General features: G+C 68.6%; 23 protein-coding genes. 16 read left to right on the forward strand and 7 right to left on the reverse strand.

Annotated features, from left to right (window positions below):
- Positions 1 to 2 precede the first annotated feature (2 nt).
- The 11 genes from FNM00_RS00650 (at position 3) to FNM00_RS00695 (ending at position 10,889) form a co-directional block, all read left to right on the forward strand.
- Positions 3 to 947, forward strand: a complete 945-nt coding sequence (locus FNM00_RS00650) for a hypothetical protein (protein WP_143911087.1) — start codon at positions 3 to 5, stop codon at positions 945 to 947.
- Positions 944 to 2,161 carry a hypothetical protein gene (locus tag FNM00_RS00655; protein ID WP_143911088.1) on the forward strand — a complete coding sequence of 406 codons (1,218 nt, stop codon included), beginning with the start codon at positions 944 to 946 and terminating at the stop codon, positions 2,159 to 2,161. Before FNM00_RS00650 ends, FNM00_RS00655 begins: the two co-directional genes overlap by 4 nt.
- An 8-nt stretch (positions 2,162 to 2,169) precedes the next feature.
- Positions 2,170 to 3,123, forward strand: a complete 954-nt coding sequence (locus FNM00_RS00660; RefSeq protein WP_143911089.1) for a tail fiber domain-containing protein — start codon at positions 2,170 to 2,172, stop codon at positions 3,121 to 3,123.
- Position 3,124: 1 nt separating this feature from the next.
- A complete protein-coding gene (locus tag FNM00_RS00665; protein ID WP_143911090.1) occupies positions 3,125 to 4,912 on the forward strand; it encodes a glycosyl hydrolase family 28-related protein in 1,788 nt (595 codons plus the stop codon).
- 7 nt (positions 4,913 to 4,919) lie between these two features.
- Positions 4,920 to 5,276: a hypothetical protein gene (locus tag FNM00_RS00670; protein WP_143911091.1), complete on the forward strand. Its 357-nt coding sequence runs from the start codon at positions 4,920 to 4,922 to the stop codon at positions 5,274 to 5,276.
- Positions 5,273 to 5,866, forward strand: a complete 594-nt coding sequence (locus FNM00_RS18695) for a hypothetical protein (RefSeq protein WP_185972905.1) — start codon at positions 5,273 to 5,275, stop codon at positions 5,864 to 5,866. The genes FNM00_RS00670 and FNM00_RS18695 overlap by 4 nt, the downstream gene beginning before the upstream one ends.
- A 64-nt stretch (positions 5,867 to 5,930) precedes the next feature.
- Positions 5,931 to 6,806 (forward strand): hypothetical protein, encoded by an 876-nt coding sequence (locus tag FNM00_RS00680; RefSeq protein ID WP_143911092.1) that lies wholly within the window; start codon positions 5,931 to 5,933, stop codon positions 6,804 to 6,806.
- On the forward strand, positions 6,803 to 7,027 hold the full coding sequence (locus FNM00_RS00685; RefSeq protein ID WP_143911093.1) for a hypothetical protein: 225 nt from the start codon (positions 6,803 to 6,805) through the stop codon (positions 7,025 to 7,027). The genes FNM00_RS00680 and FNM00_RS00685 overlap by 4 nt, the downstream gene beginning before the upstream one ends.
- A 5-nt stretch (positions 7,028 to 7,032) precedes the next feature.
- The gene (locus FNM00_RS19370; RefSeq protein ID WP_281281064.1) at positions 7,033 to 7,161 is read left to right on the forward strand and encodes a hypothetical protein; all 129 of its coding nucleotides are present in this window, start codon (positions 7,033 to 7,035) and stop codon (positions 7,159 to 7,161) included.
- Positions 7,161 to 9,581, forward strand: coding sequence for a hypothetical protein (locus FNM00_RS00690; protein WP_143911094.1), 2,421 nt, complete (start codon positions 7,161 to 7,163; stop codon positions 9,579 to 9,581). Before FNM00_RS19370 ends, FNM00_RS00690 begins: the two co-directional genes overlap by 1 nt.
- Before the next feature lie 315 nt (positions 9,582 to 9,896).
- The gene (locus FNM00_RS00695; protein ID WP_185972906.1) at positions 9,897 to 10,889 is read left to right on the forward strand and encodes an O-antigen ligase family protein; all 993 of its coding nucleotides are present in this window, start codon (positions 9,897 to 9,899) and stop codon (positions 10,887 to 10,889) included.
- On the opposite strand, the gene FNM00_RS00700 is transcribed toward FNM00_RS00695, so the two are convergent.
- Entirely contained in the window at positions 10,845 to 11,078 is a 234-nt protein-coding gene (locus FNM00_RS00700; RefSeq protein WP_143911096.1) for a hypothetical protein, read from the reverse strand. The two genes, FNM00_RS00695 and FNM00_RS00700, sit on opposite strands and share 45 nt — an antisense overlap.
- Before the next feature lie 605 nt (positions 11,079 to 11,683).
- On the opposite strand from FNM00_RS00700, the gene FNM00_RS00705 reads away from it, so the two are divergent.
- Together FNM00_RS00705 and FNM00_RS00710 are read left to right on the forward strand one after the other, a co-directional pair.
- Positions 11,684 to 11,863 (forward strand): hypothetical protein, encoded by a 180-nt coding sequence (locus FNM00_RS00705; protein WP_143911097.1) that lies wholly within the window; start codon positions 11,684 to 11,686, stop codon positions 11,861 to 11,863.
- Positions 11,863 to 12,156: a hypothetical protein gene (locus tag FNM00_RS00710; RefSeq protein WP_143911098.1), complete on the forward strand. Its 294-nt coding sequence runs from the start codon at positions 11,863 to 11,865 to the stop codon at positions 12,154 to 12,156. The genes FNM00_RS00705 and FNM00_RS00710 overlap by 1 nt, the downstream gene beginning before the upstream one ends.
- A 38-nt stretch (positions 12,157 to 12,194) precedes the next feature.
- On the opposite strand, the gene FNM00_RS00715 is transcribed toward FNM00_RS00710, so the two are convergent.
- Positions 12,195 to 12,425, reverse strand: a complete 231-nt coding sequence (locus FNM00_RS00715; protein ID WP_143911099.1) for a DUF3263 domain-containing protein — start codon at positions 12,423 to 12,425, stop codon at positions 12,195 to 12,197.
- 452 nt (positions 12,426 to 12,877) lie between these two features.
- On the opposite strand from FNM00_RS00715, the gene FNM00_RS00720 reads away from it, so the two are divergent.
- Together FNM00_RS00720 and FNM00_RS00725 are read left to right on the forward strand one after the other, a co-directional pair.
- On the forward strand, positions 12,878 to 13,756 hold the full coding sequence (locus tag FNM00_RS00720; RefSeq protein WP_143911100.1) for an arginase family protein: 879 nt from the start codon (positions 12,878 to 12,880) through the stop codon (positions 13,754 to 13,756).
- 40 nt (positions 13,757 to 13,796) lie between these two features.
- Complete coding sequence (locus tag FNM00_RS00725; protein WP_143911101.1) at positions 13,797 to 15,035, forward strand: hypothetical protein; 1,239 nt, start codon at positions 13,797 to 13,799, stop codon at positions 15,033 to 15,035.
- A 32-nt stretch (positions 15,036 to 15,067) separates the two neighbouring features.
- Here FNM00_RS00725 and FNM00_RS00730 read toward each other — a convergent pair whose 3' ends face one another.
- Entirely contained in the window at positions 15,068 to 16,024 is a 957-nt protein-coding gene (locus FNM00_RS00730; RefSeq protein WP_143911102.1) for a bile acid:sodium symporter, read from the reverse strand.
- 105 nt (positions 16,025 to 16,129) lie between these two features.
- Between FNM00_RS00730 and FNM00_RS00735 the strand changes: the two genes are divergently transcribed.
- The gene (locus FNM00_RS00735; RefSeq protein WP_246065016.1) at positions 16,130 to 16,780 is read left to right on the forward strand and encodes a response regulator transcription factor; all 651 of its coding nucleotides are present in this window, start codon (positions 16,130 to 16,132) and stop codon (positions 16,778 to 16,780) included.
- Here the strand turns inward: FNM00_RS00735 and FNM00_RS00740 are convergent.
- From FNM00_RS00740 to FNM00_RS00755, 4 genes are read right to left on the reverse strand one after another with little or no spacing between them, the layout of a single operon-like run.
- Complete coding sequence (locus FNM00_RS00740) at positions 16,673 to 17,470, reverse strand: glycosyltransferase family 2 protein (RefSeq protein WP_143911103.1); 798 nt, start codon at positions 17,468 to 17,470, stop codon at positions 16,673 to 16,675. The two genes, FNM00_RS00735 and FNM00_RS00740, sit on opposite strands and share 108 nt — an antisense overlap.
- The gene (locus FNM00_RS00745; protein WP_143911104.1) at positions 17,463 to 18,800 is read right to left on the reverse strand and encodes a PIG-L family deacetylase; all 1,338 of its coding nucleotides are present in this window, start codon (positions 18,798 to 18,800) and stop codon (positions 17,463 to 17,465) included. The genes FNM00_RS00740 and FNM00_RS00745 overlap by 8 nt, the downstream gene beginning before the upstream one ends.
- The gene (locus FNM00_RS00750) at positions 18,797 to 19,840 is read right to left on the reverse strand and encodes an acyl-CoA dehydrogenase family protein (RefSeq protein ID WP_143911105.1); all 1,044 of its coding nucleotides are present in this window, start codon (positions 19,838 to 19,840) and stop codon (positions 18,797 to 18,799) included. The genes FNM00_RS00745 and FNM00_RS00750 overlap by 4 nt, the downstream gene beginning before the upstream one ends.
- Entirely contained in the window at positions 19,837 to 20,322 is a 486-nt protein-coding gene (locus FNM00_RS00755) for a type 1 glutamine amidotransferase family protein (protein ID WP_143911106.1), read from the reverse strand. Before FNM00_RS00755 ends, FNM00_RS00750 begins: the two co-directional genes overlap by 4 nt.
- Between the last annotated feature and the right edge of the window lie 246 nt (positions 20,323 to 20,568).

Genomic DNA, 20,568 nt, shown 5'->3' on the forward strand with positions numbered 1-20,568 from the left:
TGATGACTGATGGTCCGGTGATGCGGCTCAACCAGATCGAGTACTCCGCGAGTGACGAGCGGCTGATGTTCTCCGCGCTGCTGGCGCCCGCGGGCTCCACTGGGTTCTCGGCCCGGTCGGGTAAGCGGCCCGGGGCGGGTCTGGGTGCGTCCGTGTCGGGCACGACGGTCACGGTGCAGCCGGGCGCGGGAGTCATCTACGATCCCGCGTACTCGGCGAGCGGACCGTACCTGTTCGCGTTGCCGGCGCTCAAGACGATCTCGCTCGGGGATCGGCCGGGTAGCGGTCAGCGGCGTATCGACCTGACTGTTGCGCGCGTCTATGACGAGCCGGGCACGAGCGGGCGCCGCGAGCTGGTGATCGAGCGCGTCGAGGGGCAGCCGTCGTCCACGCCGGTGCGTCCGGCGCTGCCGCCGCTGTCGCTGGAGATCGCGGCTGCTGAGGTCCCCGCTTCGGGGGCGGTGTCGCTGACCGTCTCGGGTGTCCGGACGGTTGCCGCTGGTGGGGTGCTGCCGGTCGCGACGACCGCGATGCGTGACGCTCTGCCGTCTCCGTACCCGGGGTTGACCGTGTATGTGGAGGCCGCCGATCAGCTGTGCTCGTGGTCTGGGAGTCGGTGGCGCACGTATGCGGCGGTCGAGTCCGGTGTCTTCACGGTCGCGGCGCAGTGGTGGAACGCGGTCGATCTCGGCTGGCAGACCGTCGGCGGACTGACGACCCTGTCGGGTCGTATCCAGGCGCTCACCGGATCGATCAGCGCGGACCAGACGGCGACCCTGAATGGCATCCCGACGCCGACACGCGCGTGGGAAGGCCTGCTGCGCAATGGCAACGCCGGCGCGCTGTCCGCGTCGATGTCCACCTCGCGGGTGATCACCATTAACGGCAAGATCACCTCCTACAACTCGGCGTGGATCAATCTCGACGGGCTCACGTACCCGTCATGAGCCTGACCTGGTATCTGGCCGACCTGCAGTCCGACCAGGTCATCGACGTGCTGCCCCTGTCGGTCGGGTCGATGGAGCGCACGATCTCGGCTGCGACGTCGACCACCGCGTCGCTCGACATCAAGGACCCGACACTGCCGCCGAACTGGTCGAGTCTGGTCGATGGCCGACGCCAGTATCTGGTGCCCGTCGACACCGCCCCCGACGGCGTCGAGACACCACTACTGGGGTACTTGGTCGAGCGGGTGATCCCTGGCGAGCCGGAGGTGCCGTTCGCGCTCAAGAGCCTCGAATCGGCTCTGGAGCTGCTCATCTGCCGCGACCACGACTTCACCCAGGTCGACGCCTCGCAGATCCTGGCGACCCTCTGCTCCGACGTGCTCGCCAGCCGCGAGATAGGCGGGTGGAGGTTTGAGCTCGATGTCACCGACTGTGGCCTGCTGCTCGATCAGGACTACTACTGGACCGAGGACCGCACCATCGCCTCCGCGGCCGACGACCTCACCAGCGCCGAGGGCGGCCCCGAGTACCTGGTCAGGGTGACGTGGGCCGACGACGATCACACCCGCTTTCGTAAGACGATCGAGATCGGTCCCCAGGTCGGCCACGACATGGCCACCACGGTCATCGAGAACGGCGACCTGTCCTCGCGCACCCGCCCCAGGGACTGGTCCGAGTTCGGCACCCACGTGATCGCTACCGGTGACGGATCTGGCGACAGCCGGCCCATGTCGCAGCCGGTCGTCGACGACGAAGCCATGGATGCCGGCGTCCCCCGCCGCGACGTGCGGCACGCGGCGTCCAGTGTCGATGACGAGGCCGTCCTCGATGTGATCGCTGCCGGCGAAGCCGCCCGTCGCCGCTACGGCACCCGGTCGTGGGAGCTGGAGATCGTCGCCGCGGCCGATCACGCCCCGCGGGTGGGCCGGGACTTCGACGCCGGAGACACCGTCTACATGGACCTGGGGCCGTGGTGGCGGTCGAACATCCGCCGCTTCCGGCAAGGCTTCGGGATCGGCCGTTTCGGTGCCGGTGCGTTCGGCGTCGGTGAGGGATCGGTGTCCGATGAGGATTTCCTGATCGACCCGGCCGAGTGGCGCAACCCGGACGGGACGCCCGCGCCGGCGCGTCTCGCCGGATGGAGGGCCACCGTGCAGGGCCGGACCATCACGCACGTCACCCCGGTTTTCTGGGACGAGGAAGGGGAACGCTGATGCGGCCGATGGATTCTGAGGACCCGTGGAAGCGCATCAAGCCCATCCTCGACAGGCTCCAGCGCGAGGTCGCCGAGCTGCGGTCCACCACCAGAGCACTCGGTGCGACCGCGATCAGCCGTGGTGACCTGACCGTCGACCAGGGCGGCAACATCATCATCGTCGACGGCGGCGGGCTCAGCATCGCCGATGGCGGCGGCATCCGCGTGACCGACAGCGGCGCCATCATCGTCTCCGGGCAAGGCAGCCTTGAAGCCCGCGATGGGTCCGCGATCCGCGCGCGCTACCCCAACGGTCAGGCCGCGATGGTCTTCGGGCGCCTGACACCTGAGGACCTCTACGACATGGGTCTGCTGCTGCGCTCCCCGGAGGGGGAGGCGAAAATGTGGTTCGCTCGAATGGCCGACGAAACCTTCGCGTTCACGTCGGTCGCCGAGCGGAATGTCATCGGCAATGACTCCTCGGCGCTGACCTCTCTGCGCGGCCAGGAAGTGCGGCTATCGACACCCCAGCTGTCCCTCTACGAGCTGCCCACCACCTCGTCGGCCGCGAACCTGCACCTGGGGACGGTCGGCGGCAAATGGACCGTCGCCTACATCTCCTCCTCGCGCCGGTACAAGCGCGACATCGCGGACCTGGCGATCGACCCCGACGCGGTGAAACGGTGGCGGCCGCGCACCTGGCGCGACAAGGCTGACGTCGACGCGGTCGGCGACAATGCGGCGCACCACATCGGCTACATCGCCGAGGAGATCGCCGACGCCGGCACCCCCGAGCTCGTCGTCCATGACGCCGAGGGGCAGATCGATGGCCTGGCCTATGACCGGATGACCGTCGGCCTGCACGCCCTCGCGATGCAGCAGGAGCAGCGAATCGTCGACCTCGAGGCCGAGAACGCGGTCCTGCGGGACCGACTGGCAGCGATCGAGGCACGACTCGGCATGGACAGCGAGGAGGACTGACGTGGCGATCGCCTGGCAGACCATCACCGACCAGTACGACATCCCAGTGAATTTCGGGGACGTCGACGCCTGGGGTGATGACGTGGCGTCCTCGATGCGTGCGCAGATGACCGAGGTCGGCGTCGAGGCCGACCAGCTGTACTACAGGACCCGCGGCGGGGACGTGCTCGGCCCGTTCCAGCTCCCCGCGGCACCCGGCGGCACCGATGCTGGGGTGGCCGCGTATGTCGCTGACGGGAGCTCGACGCCGGCCGCGCTGGCTGGCTGGGATGCGCGCCGGACCACGACCCGCAACGTGCTCGACTACGGCGCGCGCGGCGACGGGCTCGCCGATGACACGGCCGCGATCCAGGCGGCCCTCGACGCAGGCGGTGACGTGTACCTGCCGGCCGGGATATACCTGGTCAGCGACGAGCTGCGTGTCGGGTCCTACACGACGCTGCGGGGCTGCGGCATCGACGTGTCGGTGATCGTCGCGGCCGATTCGATGCCCCGACGGCTCAACGTGGTCACCAACGCCAAGAACACGAGGTCGGCTCGGCCCGACAGTGACGTGGATACGACGCTGCGGGTCGCGGACCTGACGATCCTCGGGAGCTATGACTCCCGTCCGACCGGTGGTGAATGGTCAGGGAATGCGTCCGGGGTCTACCTGGCCGGAGTCGCCGACACGGTCATCGAACGCGTGAAGGTCGTCCGCGCGCCGCTGCACGGGTTCGCCGTCGACGCGTCCTTCCTGCCCACGCCCGAGCAGGAGTCGCCGACTTTCTACGCGTCGTGCCCGTCGCGTGATGTGGTCATCCGTGACTGCATCGCCATCGACTCGGCCGTCGACGACGGTTTCACCACGCACTACTCCCACGACATCGTCATCGAGCGGTGCGTCGCCACCCTCGCTAACGTCAACACCGCCTCGGGTGGGGTGCAGAACGGGTTTGAGGTCGACGACGGCTCCTGGCGGGTCACCGTCCGTGACTGCGTCGCCCGGGGCTGGCAGAACGGCTTCCAGGTCAAGGGACACACGACGTGCCCGCCGGCCTACGACATCACTATCGATGCGTGCAAGGCCATCGGGTGTGCGTGCGGGTTCGCCTGCGCAGCGTCGCACTGGTCTGCCCGGAACGTCACGATCCGGTCCTGTGAGGTCATCGGCCCGGCCGATGTCGGCACCGATGGCAACCGGGGCTGCTCGATGAAACTGTACGGCTACGAGGACGTGTTCGTCCGCGACTTCACCATCCGCGACGCCCCCTATGGCGGCATCATCATGTACACCAACGGCGTCATCGTGCTCGACGGGATCACCGCCTACAGCACGTTCACGACCACGACACCGCCAGAAGGCAGCTCGGACGGGCTCATCCGCGTCACCGGGCAAGCCACCTCGAACGCGAACATCGTCATCCGCGACGTGCGCGCCTCCACCCCCATCGGCGCCGGACACCTGATCCGGGTCAACGCCGCCACCGACATGCTCGTCACCATCACCAACGTGGTCGGCGCTGGCCCCGCCGCCAATGCCGCGGTCTCCCTGCCGTTCTACAACGCCGGCCACCGCGTCGACCGCATCCAGGTCAGCGGATTCGGCGGGCTGGTCGAGTTCCGCGGCGGGTCTGGAGCGACAGCCGGCATCACCGGTGCCCCGCAGGTCCTCACCGGCACCGGCGACCCCAATGGCAGATTCTTCGCCCCGCCCGGGTCGATGTTCCTGCGCACCGACGGCGCAGCGGGCACGACCCTGTATGTCAAGACGACGCCCGCCAGCTCGGCGTCCTGGACAGCGAAGTGAGGCGCGCATGACCGAGCCGCCCTCTACCTCGGAGGTCTCCCGCCGCTTGGACCGCATCGAGCAGCTCCTCAAGGACTTGCCGAATCAGGCGATGGTCTCGGAGATGCTCCGGTCGCGGGACACGCTCCTGACGACCGTCACCGATGACCTACGCGACCTGACCAAAGCGCTGGCCGAGGAGCGTGTCGAACGAATGCAGGCCGACCGCGAGGAGCGCCAGTCCCGACACGAGGCCTTCGCCGCGCTGGAGCGCAAGGCGCAGGTGTCACGACAGATCGCCATCGGTGCCATCGGACTGGGTGTCACGATCCTGCTCGGAGTGCTGGGGCTCGTCGTCCCCGTGATCAGCGGTGGTGGCGCATGAGGCGCTGGCTCAAGCTGGCGGGGCTCGTGGCCGCCATAGCGATCGGTGCTGTCGTCATCATCCTGCTCGGGCAGCTGATCGCCGCGCAGGAGCAGTCGCGTGCTGATCGTGCCGAGCTGTATGCGGAGCTGGCCGAGCAGCGTGAGGCGTCCGAGGCACTGGCCGAGCAGGTCCGTGGACTCGGCGAGGAGCCAGTGGTCGACGCAGCACGTCCCCGCTCGCCGGAGCTGCGGTATGCGCCGGTCCCTGGTCGCCCGGGGGCCGACGGTGAGCCCGGAGCGCAGGGTGAGCCCGGCCGCCCGGGGCGCGATGGCGAGGACGGCGAATCCATCATCGGCCCGCCCGGTGAGTCGATCGTCGGCCCTCCTGGCATCACTGGTCCCGCTGGACCACCCGGAGCGTCGGGCCCGGCCGGCCCTCCCGGAGAGCGTGGCACCACTGGTGAGCGTGGCACCGATGGTCGCGGTATCGCGGCGATCGCCTGCACGTCGCTGACCCCGATCGAGCTGACGATCACGTACTCCGACGGCACCACGGCGACGGTCTCGTGCGGGCCGGTCGAGCCGGACCCCGAGCCGATCCCCGAGTAGCACCCACCCCCTTCTTTCCGCCCGGTATCACCACCGGGCTTCTCGTCATGCCCGAGGAGGCACCGTGTCCTACACGACTTTCCAGACCGTCTGGGGTCCGCGCAGATGCTGCACGTGCCTGGCCCAGTGGCTCCCCGCGTTCGCCAAGCGTCTCGGGGTCAGCGTCTCGGCCCTGCGAATCACCCAGCTCACTGGCGGCGCGGCGGCATCGGCCGGCACGCACTCGCAGGGCGGCGCGGCTGATCTGCTGTCCACCAATCGCGAATGGGTGCGGGTGGCCCGCGAGATGGGCGCTGCCGCGTGGGTCCGCACGACCGCGCAGGGATTCGACACCGCCCACATCCACCTGGTGCTCAACGGCTGCCCCCACAACGCGCCCGCCCGCTACCAGGTCACCGCGCTCGCGGCCGGATTCAACGGCCTCGGCAGCGGTGGGCGCGGTGGCCGTGACGACGGCCCGGGCCCGCAGCGCCTCCGTACCTGGCAGCAGGGCATCGCCTGGGCAGGGAGTCCCGCGACACCAGCTATCCCGCCATCCACCACCCGAGATCGAGGAGATGACCTCATGCCTGCTGTCCTCTACTGCGCCACCGGATACAAGCCCATCGTCGCCGTCGGCGGCGCGTTCTGGGCGCTGGAGAACGACAATCAGCGGTCCGCGACCGAGGGTCAGACGCCCACCGTGTGGCTGACCGCGAAGACGCTCGACGAGCTGATCAAGGACGCCCGCCGGTCCAAGACCAAGGATTCCGCGCCAGTCGTGCTGCGCTGCCCGGCCTACCCGCACGGCGTGTACGTCGCCCACGGCGGCGCGGTCGTCCTGGCGAACCGCGACGAGCTGTCCAACATCCGCACCGTGCTGGGCTGCGGGGAGTTCCACATGTCCGACGCCGGCGCCCAGCGCGTCATCACCGATATCCGGAAGGGAACGAACCGATGAACACCATCACCGAGAACGCCAAGGCCATTGTCGCCCTGGTCGGCTCGATCGCCACCGCACTGCTCACGGTCTACGGCCCCGATACCGAGGTCGGCCACGTGCTGACCGTCATCGCCGTCATCGCCACGGCGGTCGGCACCTGGGCCGTTCCCAACCAGGCCGTCAGCGCCTCGGCCGGATATTTCGAGTCCGAGCCCGGCGAACACCGACGCGAGGACTGACCGGCATGCGCGACATCATCTCGATCCGCTCGGTCGTCGCTGTCACCCTCCTCGGATGGGCGACGGCGGCGACCGTGGCGGGGTCGGTGTACGGGGTCGGCCGGCTGGTCGACATGGTGAGAGGACGTATCTGATGCCGTTTCCTTCATATGTGCCGACCGTGCAGGTGTCGGCTGGTGGTGCGCTGGTCCTGGAGTCGGCGGATCAGCTCGAGCTGGACGTGACTTTCCAGGCGTCGCGTGGTCTGACGTGGCAGGGTACGGGGATGCAGTTCCCGAATCTCGGTGCCTCGGCTGATCGGTCGACGGCTGGTGGCGAGGTGACGTGGACGCTGCCTGCGACGAACGTGGCGGGCTGGCTCGACCTCAAGAGCCGTTCCCCGATCGACGTCGATGGCGGCGAGCGGCACACCCACTCATACACGGCCACGATCCGTATCCTGCGTGGCGGCAAGCAGGCTGGCGCGCCGGTGAAGATCGGCCCCTTCGTCCTCCCCGAGGGGTCGGGTCCTGTCGACCTTGACACGCTGATCCCTGCCGAGGGTGTGCAGGGTCAGCTCATCTCGATCCCGGATCAGTGGTCGGCGCTGGTGGCCGAGGCGCAGGCTGCGGCCGATGGTGCGGCTGACAGCGCTGCGGCAGCAGAGGCGGCGATGGTGGATTCTGATGAGTTCATCGCCGGAAGGATCAATGATCCGGAGTCGGCGACGGGGGTGGCGCTTACTGCCCAGATAGGCGAGGTCGGATCGGAGGCGGCGGACGCCATCGGCGAGTACCAGTGGATCTATCCGCAGGCCATCTACGTGACCACCCCGTCGCCCCGCACACTGGTCGGGTTCATCGGAGCGGATCGAGGTGACGGCCGAAGCGACGTGGGCGTTGTGGTCTTCGACCACCTGCTTCGACGAGCACAGCGCGTGGTCATCGGGGACGCCCCCACCGACGACCACAACGTGCCTGCGATCCAGCAGTTGCCCTCCGGCAAGTTGGTGCTCGCCCTCGCCAGCCGAGGCGAGACCAACTCCAACCAGATGCACGTCTGGGCCACCGACGAGTCCGGTGACCTCGCCACCCTCGGCCCCCGAGTCACCCACAACATCGGGGGGTCCGCCTCATACGCCCAACTCCACCCCGACCCGACCGACCCGACGCGACTGTTCATCATGGGACGCCGCTGGCAGAACGCCAGCCCCTACGACTGGTACATCGCGCGGCTGACCATCACGGACACCGGGGTCTCCTGGGGGACCATCTACTCGCTGCTGAACTCGACCGTGGGCCGCCAGCCCTACATCACGTCAGTCCACAGCGAGACCGACGGCGTGCGCCTCGCCCTGACCGACAACCCCAGCAACGGCCTCAACAACGTCCACTATGGGTCCATCGACCTCGAAACCGGCGACGTCCACAGCCCCGGGAAGAGCATCAGCGCGAACGTTCGCACCGGAGCAGGACTTCCTCTGGCCTTCGAGGACTTCGATCTGGCTCACACGGCCGGAGAGGGCAAGGAGTTGCGGACCTTCGCCGTCCGCTCGGGTGGCCAGCCCGCCATCCTGTGCGCAGCCGGGAACACCGGCTCGACGTTCGCCAGCAGCGCCGTGTACCGGGAGGTCGTGCGCGCAGACTCGGACGACCCCGGCCTGCACATCACCGGCGGGACCGCGTCCGTGGCGACGCCCAACATCCCGGCGTTCGACGGGTCGCCGCTTGACCTGCGTATCTGGATCGACGTCAACACCCCTGCCGTGTCCAAGGGGTTCATCCGCAAGTACGTGACGGCGGGGAATCAGGCCGCTTGGCAGTTCCGCACCATCGCCTCCGGGGCACTGAGGTTCATCTGGTACCCCACGGGCGCAACGACCCCCAACGTCACGGTCGATTCATCAGTCGTCCCCAACCCCGACGCCATCGGGTACCGGGTCGAGTGCGATCCCTCGACGGGATCGGGACACTTGGTCCGCTTCTACGAGACGCTGGACGGCGAGACGTGGACGCAGGTAGGTGTCGACCGAACTGGTGCCGCGTCGTCCCTGTTCGCGGGAACCGCGCCCATCGAGATCGGCGGCGGAACCGACGCCGCCCAGGGGATCGTGAGCAAGGTCGAGATTCGCGTCGGGGGCACCCTCGTCGCCTCTCCCGACTTCCGAGACGCGACACAGTGGCTCGACGGTGCGACGTCCGGATCGACCGGCATCGACGCCCAGGGCAACGAGTGGACCATCGGCGGCGCGGCGTCCATCCATGGCACCGGGTGGCAAGTCGCCGACCTCGGCCCGAGCGGTGCGGCCCTGAACCCGTCGACGCCCACATACATCGGCGGTCTCGCCTATCCCGTGCCCTCCCGAGGGGCAGTCAAGTACCGCAGCCGCGAGGCCAGCGGAGTGTGGCAAGTTGAGAAGGTGGCTGCTGTCGCCGTGGCACTCCGGCCCCCAGGGTCGCGTCGGCTGGTCCGCCCCGTCCCCGTGGTCGGTGGCGGACCGTTCGACGTCATCGTGTCGGATGTCGACTCCTACGGTGGCTTCTCTACCTTCGACTCTCGTCTCGTTGGACTCTGATCCCCAGTATTGGTCGACGCCTCCAGGCCGGAGTCGTATCCTGCCAGCGTGACAATGCCAGATCAGCTGCGAGCCAGACGGCCCCCATTGGCCGTGATCGGCGTGGCCCTCTTGCTCCTCATCGAGATGCCCCAGCGAGTCCCCGCAGGACCACTCAGCCTCTCGGGAGTCATCACTCTCGCTTCGGCTGGGCTCATAATCGCGCTCGCTGGCATCCCGATCCTCGCTCGCCGCCACGCCAGGGACGGCCAAGCTCGGGCAAGACTGGGCACCAGGGTCGAGCCCCTTGTCACAAGCCCAGACAGCCCAGCGTGGGTGCCTTGGACGCTGGTCGGCTTTGCGCTCTACGCGGTCGCCCGGTCGGTGTCAGGGGCTACCGTCGATGGTTACCAGAACGTCGCCGTCCTAGTCACCTTTGTCGCAGGGATAGCCGTCACCGCTGCGCAGTCGTCTCGATCCAGCGCCGACTTCATGCTGAAGTGGGCGCGGCGGGCGGCAGTGATCGCCAGCCTCGCCTTTCTCATCACATTGCAGTTCGGTGAACCGATTTATGGCGAGCGATCCTTCGCCCTCGTGGCACTGCTGTACTTGGCCGTTCTCATCCCACACCGCCCAGAGGGGTTCTTCGCCAGGCTGGCTCCGTACCTCGTCTTCTTGGCGCTCGTGGCCAGCCTCTCGCGAACTGCTGCCGCGATCGGCCTCGCCCTCATGACGTTTATCGCACTGCGGGCCGCCCGCGGTCGCCTCGTTCGCGGGATCGCTTTCACGGCCCTTGGGGCCGCCGCCGGACTGGTGCTCATCACTCAGTACGCCCCCTTCCGGGACCGCTTCCTGGGCGGTGACAATGCCGTCCAGTACGGAGGGCTCACCCTGAATACCTCAGGCCGCACCATCCTGTGGGAGATCACCATTGACGACGCCCGCCGGAACTTGTGGTTCGGGCTAGGGCCGGGCAGCTCCCAAGACCTCATCACGCCGCTTTTCCGAGCCATCTCTCACCCGCACAACGACTACCTTCGGCTGCTGCATGACTTCGGACTGATCGGGCTCGCGCTCTTCGTCGCCGGCTACTTCACGCTCATGCTCCGGACTTTTCAGCTTGCCCGGGCGACAAACGAACCGATCCATTGGTCGGCGACGATGGGCCTGCTGGCAGTCGCCCTGGCCGCAGTCACCGATAACCCCCTGGTCTACCCTTTCGTCATGTACCCGCTCGCCGCGCTCGTGGGCCTGTCCCTGGCCCGGGCCTCCGGCACGGGGACTTCACTCGATGATGTCGCGAAACCAGCGGCGCGGGTCTCGCCTTAGCTTCGCCAGCTCCCTGAGGGTCGCCTCGATGAGCACGGGTGCGATCAGTGCCCCGGCAACGACCGCCCCGCCCCACATCCACGCGCCCCAGAGCTTCTCCGGCTCGACCCAATACTGCATCCCGAAGCCGATGAAGAACGCAGCCACTGCGAGCAAGCCGCGTTCTTTCCCGGTCAGTTTGAAGCTCACGTCTCGATGCTAGTGCGCCACCCCACCCAATCGACCACCTAATCGACCCCGTCCCCTGGGGGCCGATTCAGGTACCCCCAGGGGCGGCGAATCATCAGAAGACCCGGTCGTCGTCGGCCGGTTCTCTCCACGGTAGGTCGATCATGTGACCTGCGTCTCGCAGAACGGACGAACCACTCGACATGACCATGCGGATGGCTCTACCGTCCTAGCGCGGCCCCGCGCTCCCATCACCCCCGATGCTCGCGGGGCCGTGCCAGGCGGCCCATACACCCAGCGACCACGCCCCCGTCAGCCTCCACTCGGAGGTTGGCGGGGGCGCTTTCGTGCGTTATCGGCACATGAGGATGAATCAGTCGTGGCGGAACTTCCCGGGTGAAAAACATGTCTCCGGAGGCGCTAGCCGTGACCGGTGGAGACCCGTTACGTTCACCGGCATGGAGATCGAAGAACTCGAACTGATAGTGGCATCACTCGATCCCGGCATGGCACCGGCGGCATCCCTAGACAGCCCGGCCATGACCACCGCAGAGCAGAGGGCGCGGCACCGTGCGGCAGCTGAGGCGCTAGAGAGGACGCGAACAGATGTTCGATAGGGTGAATTTATGCCCGTCACCCTCGTCGCCATCACCCAGCAGACTCCCGAGCCCCACGCCCCCAGCCACGCGGGACTGGAGACGGGCGAGATCACGGCCGAGGGCGAGGACTACCAGGCAGCAGTGGACAGCCTCGACGCACAGGTTCCCGAGGGCTGGCGCATGATCTCGATACGGCGCGTGGACTGATGCCCGGCCCCTACCCCGAGCTCGGCCCACCCGACACCTCCCAGTACCAGAAGGTGCTCAACGAGTCCTGGCCGCTGGTCGACGCCGACGGCAAGAAGCACGCCATCGGCATCCCCACCCGTCGCGACACCATCCCCGTCCGGGTCCGCGTCATCTTCGAGCGCGACGGAGAGACCTGGCTCGACGGCGAGGCCGACCGCTGGCACGGGCAGCACGTCCACGTCGCCGTCAGCGACCCTCGGCTACAGATCTCCGGCGTGTGGGTGGACGCGAGCGACGTCAGGCGACGGTGAGCTTCAAGCGAAGGTCAAATCGGGTCAAAGCTTGAAGTTCACGCCGAGCGACGGCGCAGACGTCCATCCCGCAGCCGGCGCAGGCGACGGACCAGCATCGGGAACTCGCGCTCGGCCTCGGGGTCGTCGAGGGCGCGGTTGAGGAACTGGTGGTACCGCACCGGGGAGATCTCGAGCTGCTCACGGATCGCGGCCTCACGAGCACCCAGTGGAGTCGCGGGGTGGACACGGGACTCGTGGGTGAGGACGGCGCGGGTGAGGTCGTGCATGGGTCTAGTGTGGGGGAGGGTGTGACAGTTCGATGTGTACATGTACCCGATTCTTGGCTTCAGTGCATACCGTCAGAGGCCAGTAGCGGCGTACAGCGCCCTGCGATTCCAGGCTCGCCCCGTGATTTGAGGCGTGGATACACGCTTTCGATTCCCGTCACCGGCTCTCCCGGCGAAGCCGGCTCTTCCCGGTGGCGGAAATCGAGTCGGGCCCCTCGTCCGCGCGCAGCGCGCTGGATAGGGATCCCGTCACCGGCTCCACCCGCGCAGCGGGCTGCTCCCCCGGTGGCGGGAATCGAGTTGGGCCCCTCGTCCGCGCGAAGCGCGCTGGGCACGGATCCCGTCACCGGCTCTCCCCGGACCTCCTTCTCGCGTGAAACGTATCCCCTCTTTCCCCTGCCTCCCTCGAACCGTGATGGCACAGTGGTGCGCAACCGAGGAAAGGGGGCGTCATGGGGTGCGACGCGGTCACTGTGCTGGTGTCCTCCTTCGATGCGGGCCGCCGCGATTGGCGAATGGGCACCGGACCGCAGCAGATCCTCGCGACCGGTCTGCTGGAGGTGCTCGCCGCCGATGGTGTCGATACTCGGAGTATCCAGATCGAGGCCCGCGATGCCCTGCCCAGCGAGCTGAGTCGCGGTTTCGCCGTTCAGCGCGAGATCGCCGATGCGACCGCTGATGCGCTATCCGAGGGTCGTCTTCCGATCCTGTTGTCCGGAGACTGCAATTCCTCGCTCGGCATTGTTACGGGCGCGCAGCGGAACGGGGCATCGCCGGCCTTCGTCTGGTGCGATGCGCACGCCGACTTCCACACGCCGGAGACGGACCGCTTCGGCTCCCTGGACTGTCAGGGCCTCGCGATGCTCACCGGGCGTGCCTGGGAAGGGCTGGTCCGGGAGACCGGTCTTCGGCCGCTTCCGGACTCGCACGTGGCGCTGGTTGGAGCGCGTGCCGTCGACCCCGAGGAGGAGGCCGCATTAGCGGCCTCGGGAATGGCTCGTCTCGCGGTGGCCGAGGTCGCGAACGAGCGGAAGCGGGACAACATCCTCGGTGGACTCGTGGCATCGGGCGTCACCAGCGTCCACCTGCATGTCGACGCCGATGTGCTCGATTCCGGGATCGCCCCGGCGAATGACTACGCGGTGCCCGGTGGACTCCAGGTCGAGGAACTGCTCGGGCTGTTCGTCGAGACGATCTCGCGGCTGCCTCTCGGTTCGCTCAGCATCGCGTCCTATGACCCACGCCTCGATGCTGATCGCACCTTGACTCGTGCCCTCGTCGACGTGATTCGTCGCGTCGTGCGGCTAGGCGATGACGCTGGAGCGTCGTGATCTCTCCTACACTCGTGAGAGGCGTGCAACGGGGGTCCGGATGGTGAAGCGGCGATGGCTGTTGGGGATCGCGGTGGCTGTCATCGCGGTTCTCGTGGCGGGATTGACCTGGTGGTGGGTCGAGCGAACTGGTGACGATGACGAGCCCGAGTTCGTCGCGACGCTGACATCGGTGAGTCCGCACGAGGTCCCCGGTTATGCCCACCCCGAATGGTGGAGCGACGGGACGACCCCCGTGCGACTGTCCTGGGATGGCGAGACTCTGGCGGTGGACTCGCCGCGACCGAACATCGAACGTGTGCGTGGTACCCGTCTCGACACGGCTCTGGCCGCTCCCGCGACCGCCGATCCGGCCGCGGTCGCCTCGCTGCCGGGCGGCGAGGGGGCCCCGTGGATCGCCGTTGCCTTCGAGTCCAAGAGCGTCGATCAGGACGACAAGGAGACGACCGAGAGCCCGCTGACCTGGACGGGGTCCGATCTCACCTCCGGTGAGCGGCTCGATGGCGGGGCCGCGGCGACGCTGCCGGTGAGCCTGCGCAGCAATGAGATCAGCCCGGCCGAGGGACCGAGCGCGATCATGACCGCCGACGCCGCCGTGGCGCGCCTCGGCGATACCGACACGGCCCTCGTCACCACCTCCCAGCTGGGCACCATCACACTCCACCGCTGCGCGCTGTCGGCCTGCGAATGGGAGGAAGCGGCAGGGCCCGAGGGCGAGACCCCCTTCTCGATCGCCTCGACCGGCGAAGGGTTCGTCACCACCACCGGCGATCGCGACGACGGGCACACGATCTGGTACGCCGAGGATGACGGGTTGCAGTGGCAGGCGATCGGCGAGATCCCCGCAGGAGAGACTGTCAGCGAGCTCCGCGATGGTGAGGACGGCGTCGTCCTGCTCACCCAGAGCGGTGGCGAGGATGAGGCGATCTACGGCATCCGCACCATCGGCGCCGACGGTGTCAAGCAGGTCGTCGAGCCGACGCCCTTCTCGGGATCGGGACAGGTGATGGATGTCGCCCGGAACGGTGACGACTGGTTCCTCGCCGGATTCCGTGCGAGCGATGCGCGGGTGGACCTCGGTCCCCAGTCCACCGCCGCCGAGCTGTGGACACTGGGCGACGAGGAGTGGGAGCCGCTCGGTGATCCGTTGCTCGAGTACCAGCCGCTCCAGTGGATCCGGGTCCTGTTCACGAGCCTTGACGGCGAGCTCGCCGCCGCCAGCGATGCTCCAGGCCCCGATATCACCATGACCTGGACCTTCGGCCCCGCCGAGGACTGAACCGCGAGGAAACCGTCGGAGGCGGGTGAGGGTCAACTGCGCAGCACTTTGGCCGGGACGAACCAGATGTAGAAGATCATCGCGAACAGCTCGATGATCGACTGCATGACGACGACGATCGCCGCGGTCTCCCAGCCCACGGGCAAAGCCAGGGCGAACGGCAGCACGAGGAAGGAATTGCGGGTAGCGAGTGTGAACACGAGGGTTCGCCCCTCGTTCACCGGGAGCCGGGCGACGCGGGCGGTGACGACCGCGACCAGGAGCGCCACGATCAGATAGCCCACGGCGACGGCCAGCACGATCGGGAAGACCCCGACGGCTCCGAGCGCCGACTCGGCGTGTGCCATCGCCACCAGCGTGATCACCACCGTGAGCAGCGGCACGGGCCACCAGCCGCATCGATCCCGCACCCTACGACCCCGAGACGTCGACTCGAGCGGCCGGGCGATCGCGAGAGCCAGGAGGAGAGGAAGACCGATGACGAGCAGCGCCGGCCAGAGATCGCTCAGGGTGAACACGGCGGTGGTGTCGCCACCGGTGAAGGCGGCGAGGTAGAGCGGCAGCAACAGGAGCTGCGCGATCAGCAGTACCGGGGACGACGCGGTCGCGCGTGAGGCATCACCCCCGCCGAGCTGTGTGAAGCTGATGAACCAGTCGGTGCACGGCGCGAGCAGCACGAGGAGCAGGCCGAGTCGGAGCGCGGGGTCATCGGGTGTCAGCGAGACGAGACCCCCCACGATCGGCGGCATCACGACGAAGTTGGCGATCAGCGACGTCACCAGGAAGCGTCGGTCGCGGAAGGCCGACGCCAGCGCGGTCGCTGGGATCTGCGTGAAGGTGGCGAAGAGCAGGAGCGCGATCACCGGCCAGACGAGGGGTTCTGCGCGCTCGCCGGCCCCGGGCGCGACCGAGCCCACAGCGAGTCCGGCCCCCGCGCCGGCCAGGTAGCACCAGACCTGGTGGCGTTCCAGGCTCTCTCGCGCGATCACCCCTCGACCGTAGACGGGTCGGCCCCGGGGCGACTCGCCTCCCCGTGATCGCTGCGCCGAGCCCGGAGCAACAGGCGGAGACGGAGCGTTGGCTACAGTCGAAGCGTGAGTCCCGTGAAGGTCGCCGTGACCAATGACTACGCGCTCGTGGTGATCGGACTCACCGAGATGCTCCGCCCGTTCGCCGACCGCGTCATCGTGGTCGAGCAGGAGAGCGCGCTGCCCGTGACCAGCGATGTCGACGTCGTCCTGTACGACACCTTCAGCCAGGTCCAGGGCAATGAATTGGATATCGACGGGATTCTCGGGGAGTCCCGGGCCCGGGTCGTCGTCTTCAGCTGGTTCACCGATCCCGAGCTGGTGAAGTGGAGCCTGGCCGCAGGGGCCCACGGCTACGTCGCGAAGTCGGCATCGGCCGCGGAGCTGGTGGAAGCGATCGAGCGAGTCCACCGGGGTGAGCTGGTGACCCCCGGCTCGTCCATCCGCGACCCCGGTGACATCGAGCAGGGCCGCTGGCCGGGTGACGACCAGGGCATCACCGCGCGGGAGGCGGAGGTGCTCGCCCTCATCTGCCAGGGATTGACCAATGAGCAGATCGCCCAGCGGGCGTTCATCGGCATCAACACGGTCAAGACCTATATCCGCAGCCTATACGCGCGTATCGGGGTGACCACCCGTACGCAGGCGGTGCTCTGGGGCGTCGATCACGGGTTCCGGCCGCAACCCGTGCGGCGGGTCGATCCGACGGGGCTCTGACGCGACCCCGAGGTGTCGCAGGAAGCCGGCGAAGCCGCCGGGTGTGCGACCGTCAAGGCGTCCCGAGGTCAGCACATCGGGCACCGGCGCCACCCGCGCCCCGACCTCGCGCAGCCGTCCGACCAGGTCCACATCCTCGTGTTCCTCCAGGTCGGCGAAGCCGCCGACGCGCCAATAGGCGGCCAGTGAGACCCCGAGGTTGGCGCCATGGATGTGGTGTGACGTCCCGCCCTCGGCGTAGCGCCGGGCCCATCGCCGATACACCGCGATGCTCACATCGGCCGGATCGAGACGGGCCCGGCCGAGGACGAGGTCGGCCCCGGCGGCAGCCTGCCGAGACTGGGCGAGGAGCCAACCGATGGGGACTCGGCTGTCGGCATCGGTGCAGGCGATCCACACCCGTGTGACGGCTGTGGTCCGGACGATGTGGTCGACGCCGGCGGCGCGGGCCGCGCCCACGCTCCTCCTGCTGATGTGGACGGTCTCGGCGTGATGGGCTGCGGCAATCTCCTCGGATCGGTCGGTGCAGTCGTCCAGGACCACCACGAGGCGCGCGGTCACGCCGACACGCTTCGTCAGGTGTCTCGCGGCGGCCTGGACCGATCCCAGACAGCGCGCCAGCAGGCGCTCCTCGTTGTGGACCGGGACCACGACGACGATCTCCTGGGGCGGCCCGAAATCCTCATTCATCGGGTGCGATCCAGTCCCGTGCCATCACGAGGATCTCGACATCGTCGTCGAGGTAGCGGGCCTGCACCGAGGGCAGCTCGCCGCTCTTCTCCGCACTCGTATGGACCTGGGGACCGTCGAGGGGCCAGCCGCGCACCTCTCCTCGCCAATGGCACAGGACGACCGTCCCACCGGGTAGGAGGGAGCGGCCGATCGCCGTCCACAGCCGCTCGAGCGCGACAGGCGACAGGAAGTAGCCGACCTCGGAGACGACGATGAGATCGAACCGGCCCTCGGGCCACGCGTCGGGCACCCGCAGGTGCTCCACATCCACGGAGGAGGGGACCCGCTCCCGCGCCAGTGACACGGCGTGCTCGCTCGCGTCGACGGCGAGCACCCGATCGGCGCGCCGGCTGAGCAGCGCACTCAGCGAGCCCCTGGAGCACCCGACCTCCAATGCCCGCTCGTAGTGGTCACGCGGCAGGCAGGCGAGCAGGAGATCGCTCTTGCGTCGCTCGTACCAGCGTTCGTCCACTCCCCACGGATCGTCGTCCTCGGCATGTAGCCGGTCGAGCGCATCGTCGACAGGGGCGTCGATGATGAAGTGCTCGTCGGTGCCCCCGAAGTGCTCGAGGAAGTCAGCGCTCAGCAGGACCGCGTCCCCGGGCTCGGAGGACAGCGGGGCCACTTGTGACCGGTGGGCGGCGATGGCGGCGGCCTTCTGCTCGCGGATCGCCCCGTTGACACTCCACCGCCGCGTGGACGAGTAGGGCAGCTCGTCGATATCGGCCCAGTGCCAGAACCAGATGGGGTACTCGCCGAGCATCGCGCCGGTGCGAACGGCAGCGGCAGAGGCGGCGCGACCGGCCGCCTCGTGATCGGGGTGCCCGTCGTGACGCCAGGGCGCGAGCAGCAGGGTGTGTCGGCCGTCGCCGATGATGTCGACGATGGTCGTGACGAGAGCCTCATGCTGCCCCGTCAGGTCGCCATCGCCGAAGTCCCCCGGGTGCAACCGGATCGAGGGCGAGAGGATGCGCGCGGCCAATGCCGCTTCCTGCGCCCTCATGCCGGCACGTTGTTCCGGTGTCGTGGTGGACGACTGCGGGTGGCTGTTCTCGCCGCGCGTGAGGGTGACGATGTCGACTTCCCAGGCCCGCCGTGCGAGGTCGGCGGTGATCAGTCCCGCGCCCAGCGTCTCGTCGTCGGGATGGGCCGCCACGACGACCAGCCGGTCGAATCGCTCGAAGCCCGGCTCGGAGGACAGCGCTGGTATGGCCGTCTGGTTCAGCCGCCGGGTCCAGGACCTCGCCGGCGTGCCGGTCTGGTCGTGGGTGAACGGGGGCGAGCTCATCGGCCTCTCGCATCGCGGAGCAGGTGTCCCAGGGCGGCCGCGTCGCGTTCGGCGTGGTGCTGGCGGAGGTAGAGCTGAAGATCGCGGACCCGGTTCACGAGCCGCTCGTCGGTGGTGAGGGGCCCCGGACCCAGCGCATGCCCGGCCGTCGTCAGGACCGTCTCCGCAGCTGCCGCGGTGGCCTGCCGCACTCGGGCGGCGAGCAACCGGCTGGTCTCGGTATCGTCCGGGCGTGCGTCGATCGTCGCGGCGGCACTCGCCATCGCGCGCTGTGCGGGCCAGAGGGCAGCGTCGATGGCACCGACGAGCGACCAGCCCAGTGTGTCCGCGTCACGGTGCGCCATCACCGCGAGCACCTGATCGGCGACGGCGGTCGCGGCGCCGAGCCAGATCGCGGCGACTCCGATCCCGCCCCATGCGAACCCCGGCCGTCGTAGGTACCACTCCGGATCGCCCACGGGCTTCACCGTCACCCCGTCGCATCGGACGGTGCTCGTGACGATCGGTTCGAGTCCGAGCGGAGACCAGGCCGATGAGTCGATCTCGACACCGGTCGACGCGAGGTCGACGGCGAAGAGCGCACGGCGGGAGTCGTCGACCCAGGCCGTGACGAGGGCGTGGTCGACATCGCCCGCGAGCGAGCACCACGGCTTGCTGCCGGTGAGAGTCCACTGCTCGCCGGGCTCGGCGGCGAGACGCATGCCGGGGCCCTCGGCGGCCCACACCGCCCAGCTGCCGGGTTCGGCAGCGATGCCCGCCTCGGACAGGATCGCGAGCGCGTCGAGGTGAGGTTCGACGGCCCGAGCGAGGACGAGATCGGCGCGGCCCAGCTGGGCCAGGAACTCCCAGCGAAGGATGGCCTGGCCGGCACCGGGCAGGGCCACCCGATCGGTGAGAGTGGCGATCCAGGCGAGGGCCGAGCCTGGCTCACGATCAGTCGGTGGTCCGCCGCCTGTCTCGAGCCAGCCGGCGACATCCTCGCGTCGAGGGTCGGTCTCGTCGAGGACGACGGGCTCGATAGCTGTCGAAGGGGTGCTCATCGTGTACCGAGGTGACGGTCGCTCCACCGTGCGCGCTGGGGGAGCATGGCTGCCAGGCGGGGGACGATCTGCGCGGGCTCATCGAGAAGCCCGACACCCGCGGCGGCCTCGTCGATCTCGGCGAGGGCGAGAGAGTCCGCCACCTCACGCAGAGCGAGGATCGCGCAGGGACGCGAGAACGCGCCGAGCAGCAGAGCGATCAGTCGCGGGTCGGGATCGCCGTGCTCGTCGGAGGGTGCGCCGAGGAGCACCAGCGCATCGACCTCCTCGGCGGTGGTCTCGCCGAGGGGGGACTGCCCGATCCCGATGGCCTCGACTTCGCTCTCGGGGGCGATCACCCGCGGCTGGAACTCGGCGTGGGCGAGCTCGGCCACAACCGAGCCGAGTTGCCAGGAGTCCGTCTCCGGGTCGATCACGATGCCCACGACCGCAGTGGTACCCCGATCGAGGGAAGATGGAACGGAGGCCGTCGTCGATGACATGAGTTCCACGATGCTGCACGGCCGGTCTCGCCCGCTTCACCCCAATAGGTGAAATCCCGTGTGCAGTGGTGCGGCCCCGCCGCCATCCCGACAGCGCATGTCGGGGATGGAGTGCGGGACCGGCTTCTCATCGATCGTAGACCTGTTCGCGCCAGAGCGCACCTCCTCGTGACGACGGACCTCGACTCGCCCGCCGGACCCCGTCGCGGGCGTAGCCTGACAACGACCCACCATCGAGGAGCCTCC

The sequence above is a fragment of the Aeromicrobium piscarium genome (assembly GCF_007421815.1).
Lineage (GTDB): Bacteria > Actinomycetota > Actinomycetes > Propionibacteriales > Nocardioidaceae > Aeromicrobium > Aeromicrobium piscarium.

What these genes read in the sequence shown, in the direction of transcription:
- FNM00_RS00650 (WP_143911087.1), top strand. Translation starts at nt 3, where the DNA reads ATGACTGATGGTCCGGTGATGCGGCTCAACCAGATCGAGTACTCCGCG.
- FNM00_RS00655 (WP_143911088.1), top strand. Translation starts at nt 944, where the DNA reads ATGAGCCTGACCTGGTATCTGGCCGACCTGCAGTCCGACCAGGTCATC.
- FNM00_RS00660 (WP_143911089.1), top strand. Translation starts at nt 2,170, where the DNA reads ATGGATTCTGAGGACCCGTGGAAGCGCATCAAGCCCATCCTCGACAGG.
- FNM00_RS00670 (WP_143911091.1), top strand. Translation starts at nt 4,920, where the DNA reads ATGACCGAGCCGCCCTCTACCTCGGAGGTCTCCCGCCGCTTGGACCGC.
- FNM00_RS18695 (WP_185972905.1), top strand. Translation starts at nt 5,273, where the DNA reads ATGAGGCGCTGGCTCAAGCTGGCGGGGCTCGTGGCCGCCATAGCGATC.
- FNM00_RS00685 (WP_143911093.1), top strand. Translation starts at nt 6,803, where the DNA reads ATGAACACCATCACCGAGAACGCCAAGGCCATTGTCGCCCTGGTCGGC.
- FNM00_RS19370 (WP_281281064.1), top strand. Translation starts at nt 7,033, where the DNA reads ATGCGCGACATCATCTCGATCCGCTCGGTCGTCGCTGTCACCCTCCTC.
- FNM00_RS00690 (WP_143911094.1), top strand. Translation starts at nt 7,161, where the DNA reads ATGCCGTTTCCTTCATATGTGCCGACCGTGCAGGTGTCGGCTGGTGGT.
- FNM00_RS00705 (WP_143911097.1), top strand. Translation starts at nt 11,684, where the DNA reads ATGCCCGTCACCCTCGTCGCCATCACCCAGCAGACTCCCGAGCCCCAC.
- FNM00_RS00710 (WP_143911098.1), top strand. Translation starts at nt 11,863, where the DNA reads ATGCCCGGCCCCTACCCCGAGCTCGGCCCACCCGACACCTCCCAGTAC.
- FNM00_RS00715 (WP_143911099.1), bottom strand. Translation starts at nt 12,425, where the DNA reads ATGCACGACCTCACCCGCGCCGTCCTCACCCACGAGTCCCGTGTCCAC.
- FNM00_RS00720 (WP_143911100.1), top strand. Translation starts at nt 12,878, where the DNA reads ATGGGGTGCGACGCGGTCACTGTGCTGGTGTCCTCCTTCGATGCGGGC.
- FNM00_RS00725 (WP_143911101.1), top strand. Translation starts at nt 13,797, where the DNA reads ATGGTGAAGCGGCGATGGCTGTTGGGGATCGCGGTGGCTGTCATCGCG.
- FNM00_RS00740 (WP_143911103.1), bottom strand. Translation starts at nt 17,470, where the DNA reads ATGAATGAGGATTTCGGGCCGCCCCAGGAGATCGTCGTCGTGGTCCCG.
- FNM00_RS00745 (WP_143911104.1), bottom strand. Translation starts at nt 18,800, where the DNA reads ATGAGCTCGCCCCCGTTCACCCACGACCAGACCGGCACGCCGGCGAGG.
- FNM00_RS00750 (WP_143911105.1), bottom strand. Translation starts at nt 19,840, where the DNA reads ATGAGCACCCCTTCGACAGCTATCGAGCCCGTCGTCCTCGACGAGACC.
- FNM00_RS00755 (WP_143911106.1), bottom strand. Translation starts at nt 20,322, where the DNA reads ATGTCATCGACGACGGCCTCCGTTCCATCTTCCCTCGATCGGGGTACC.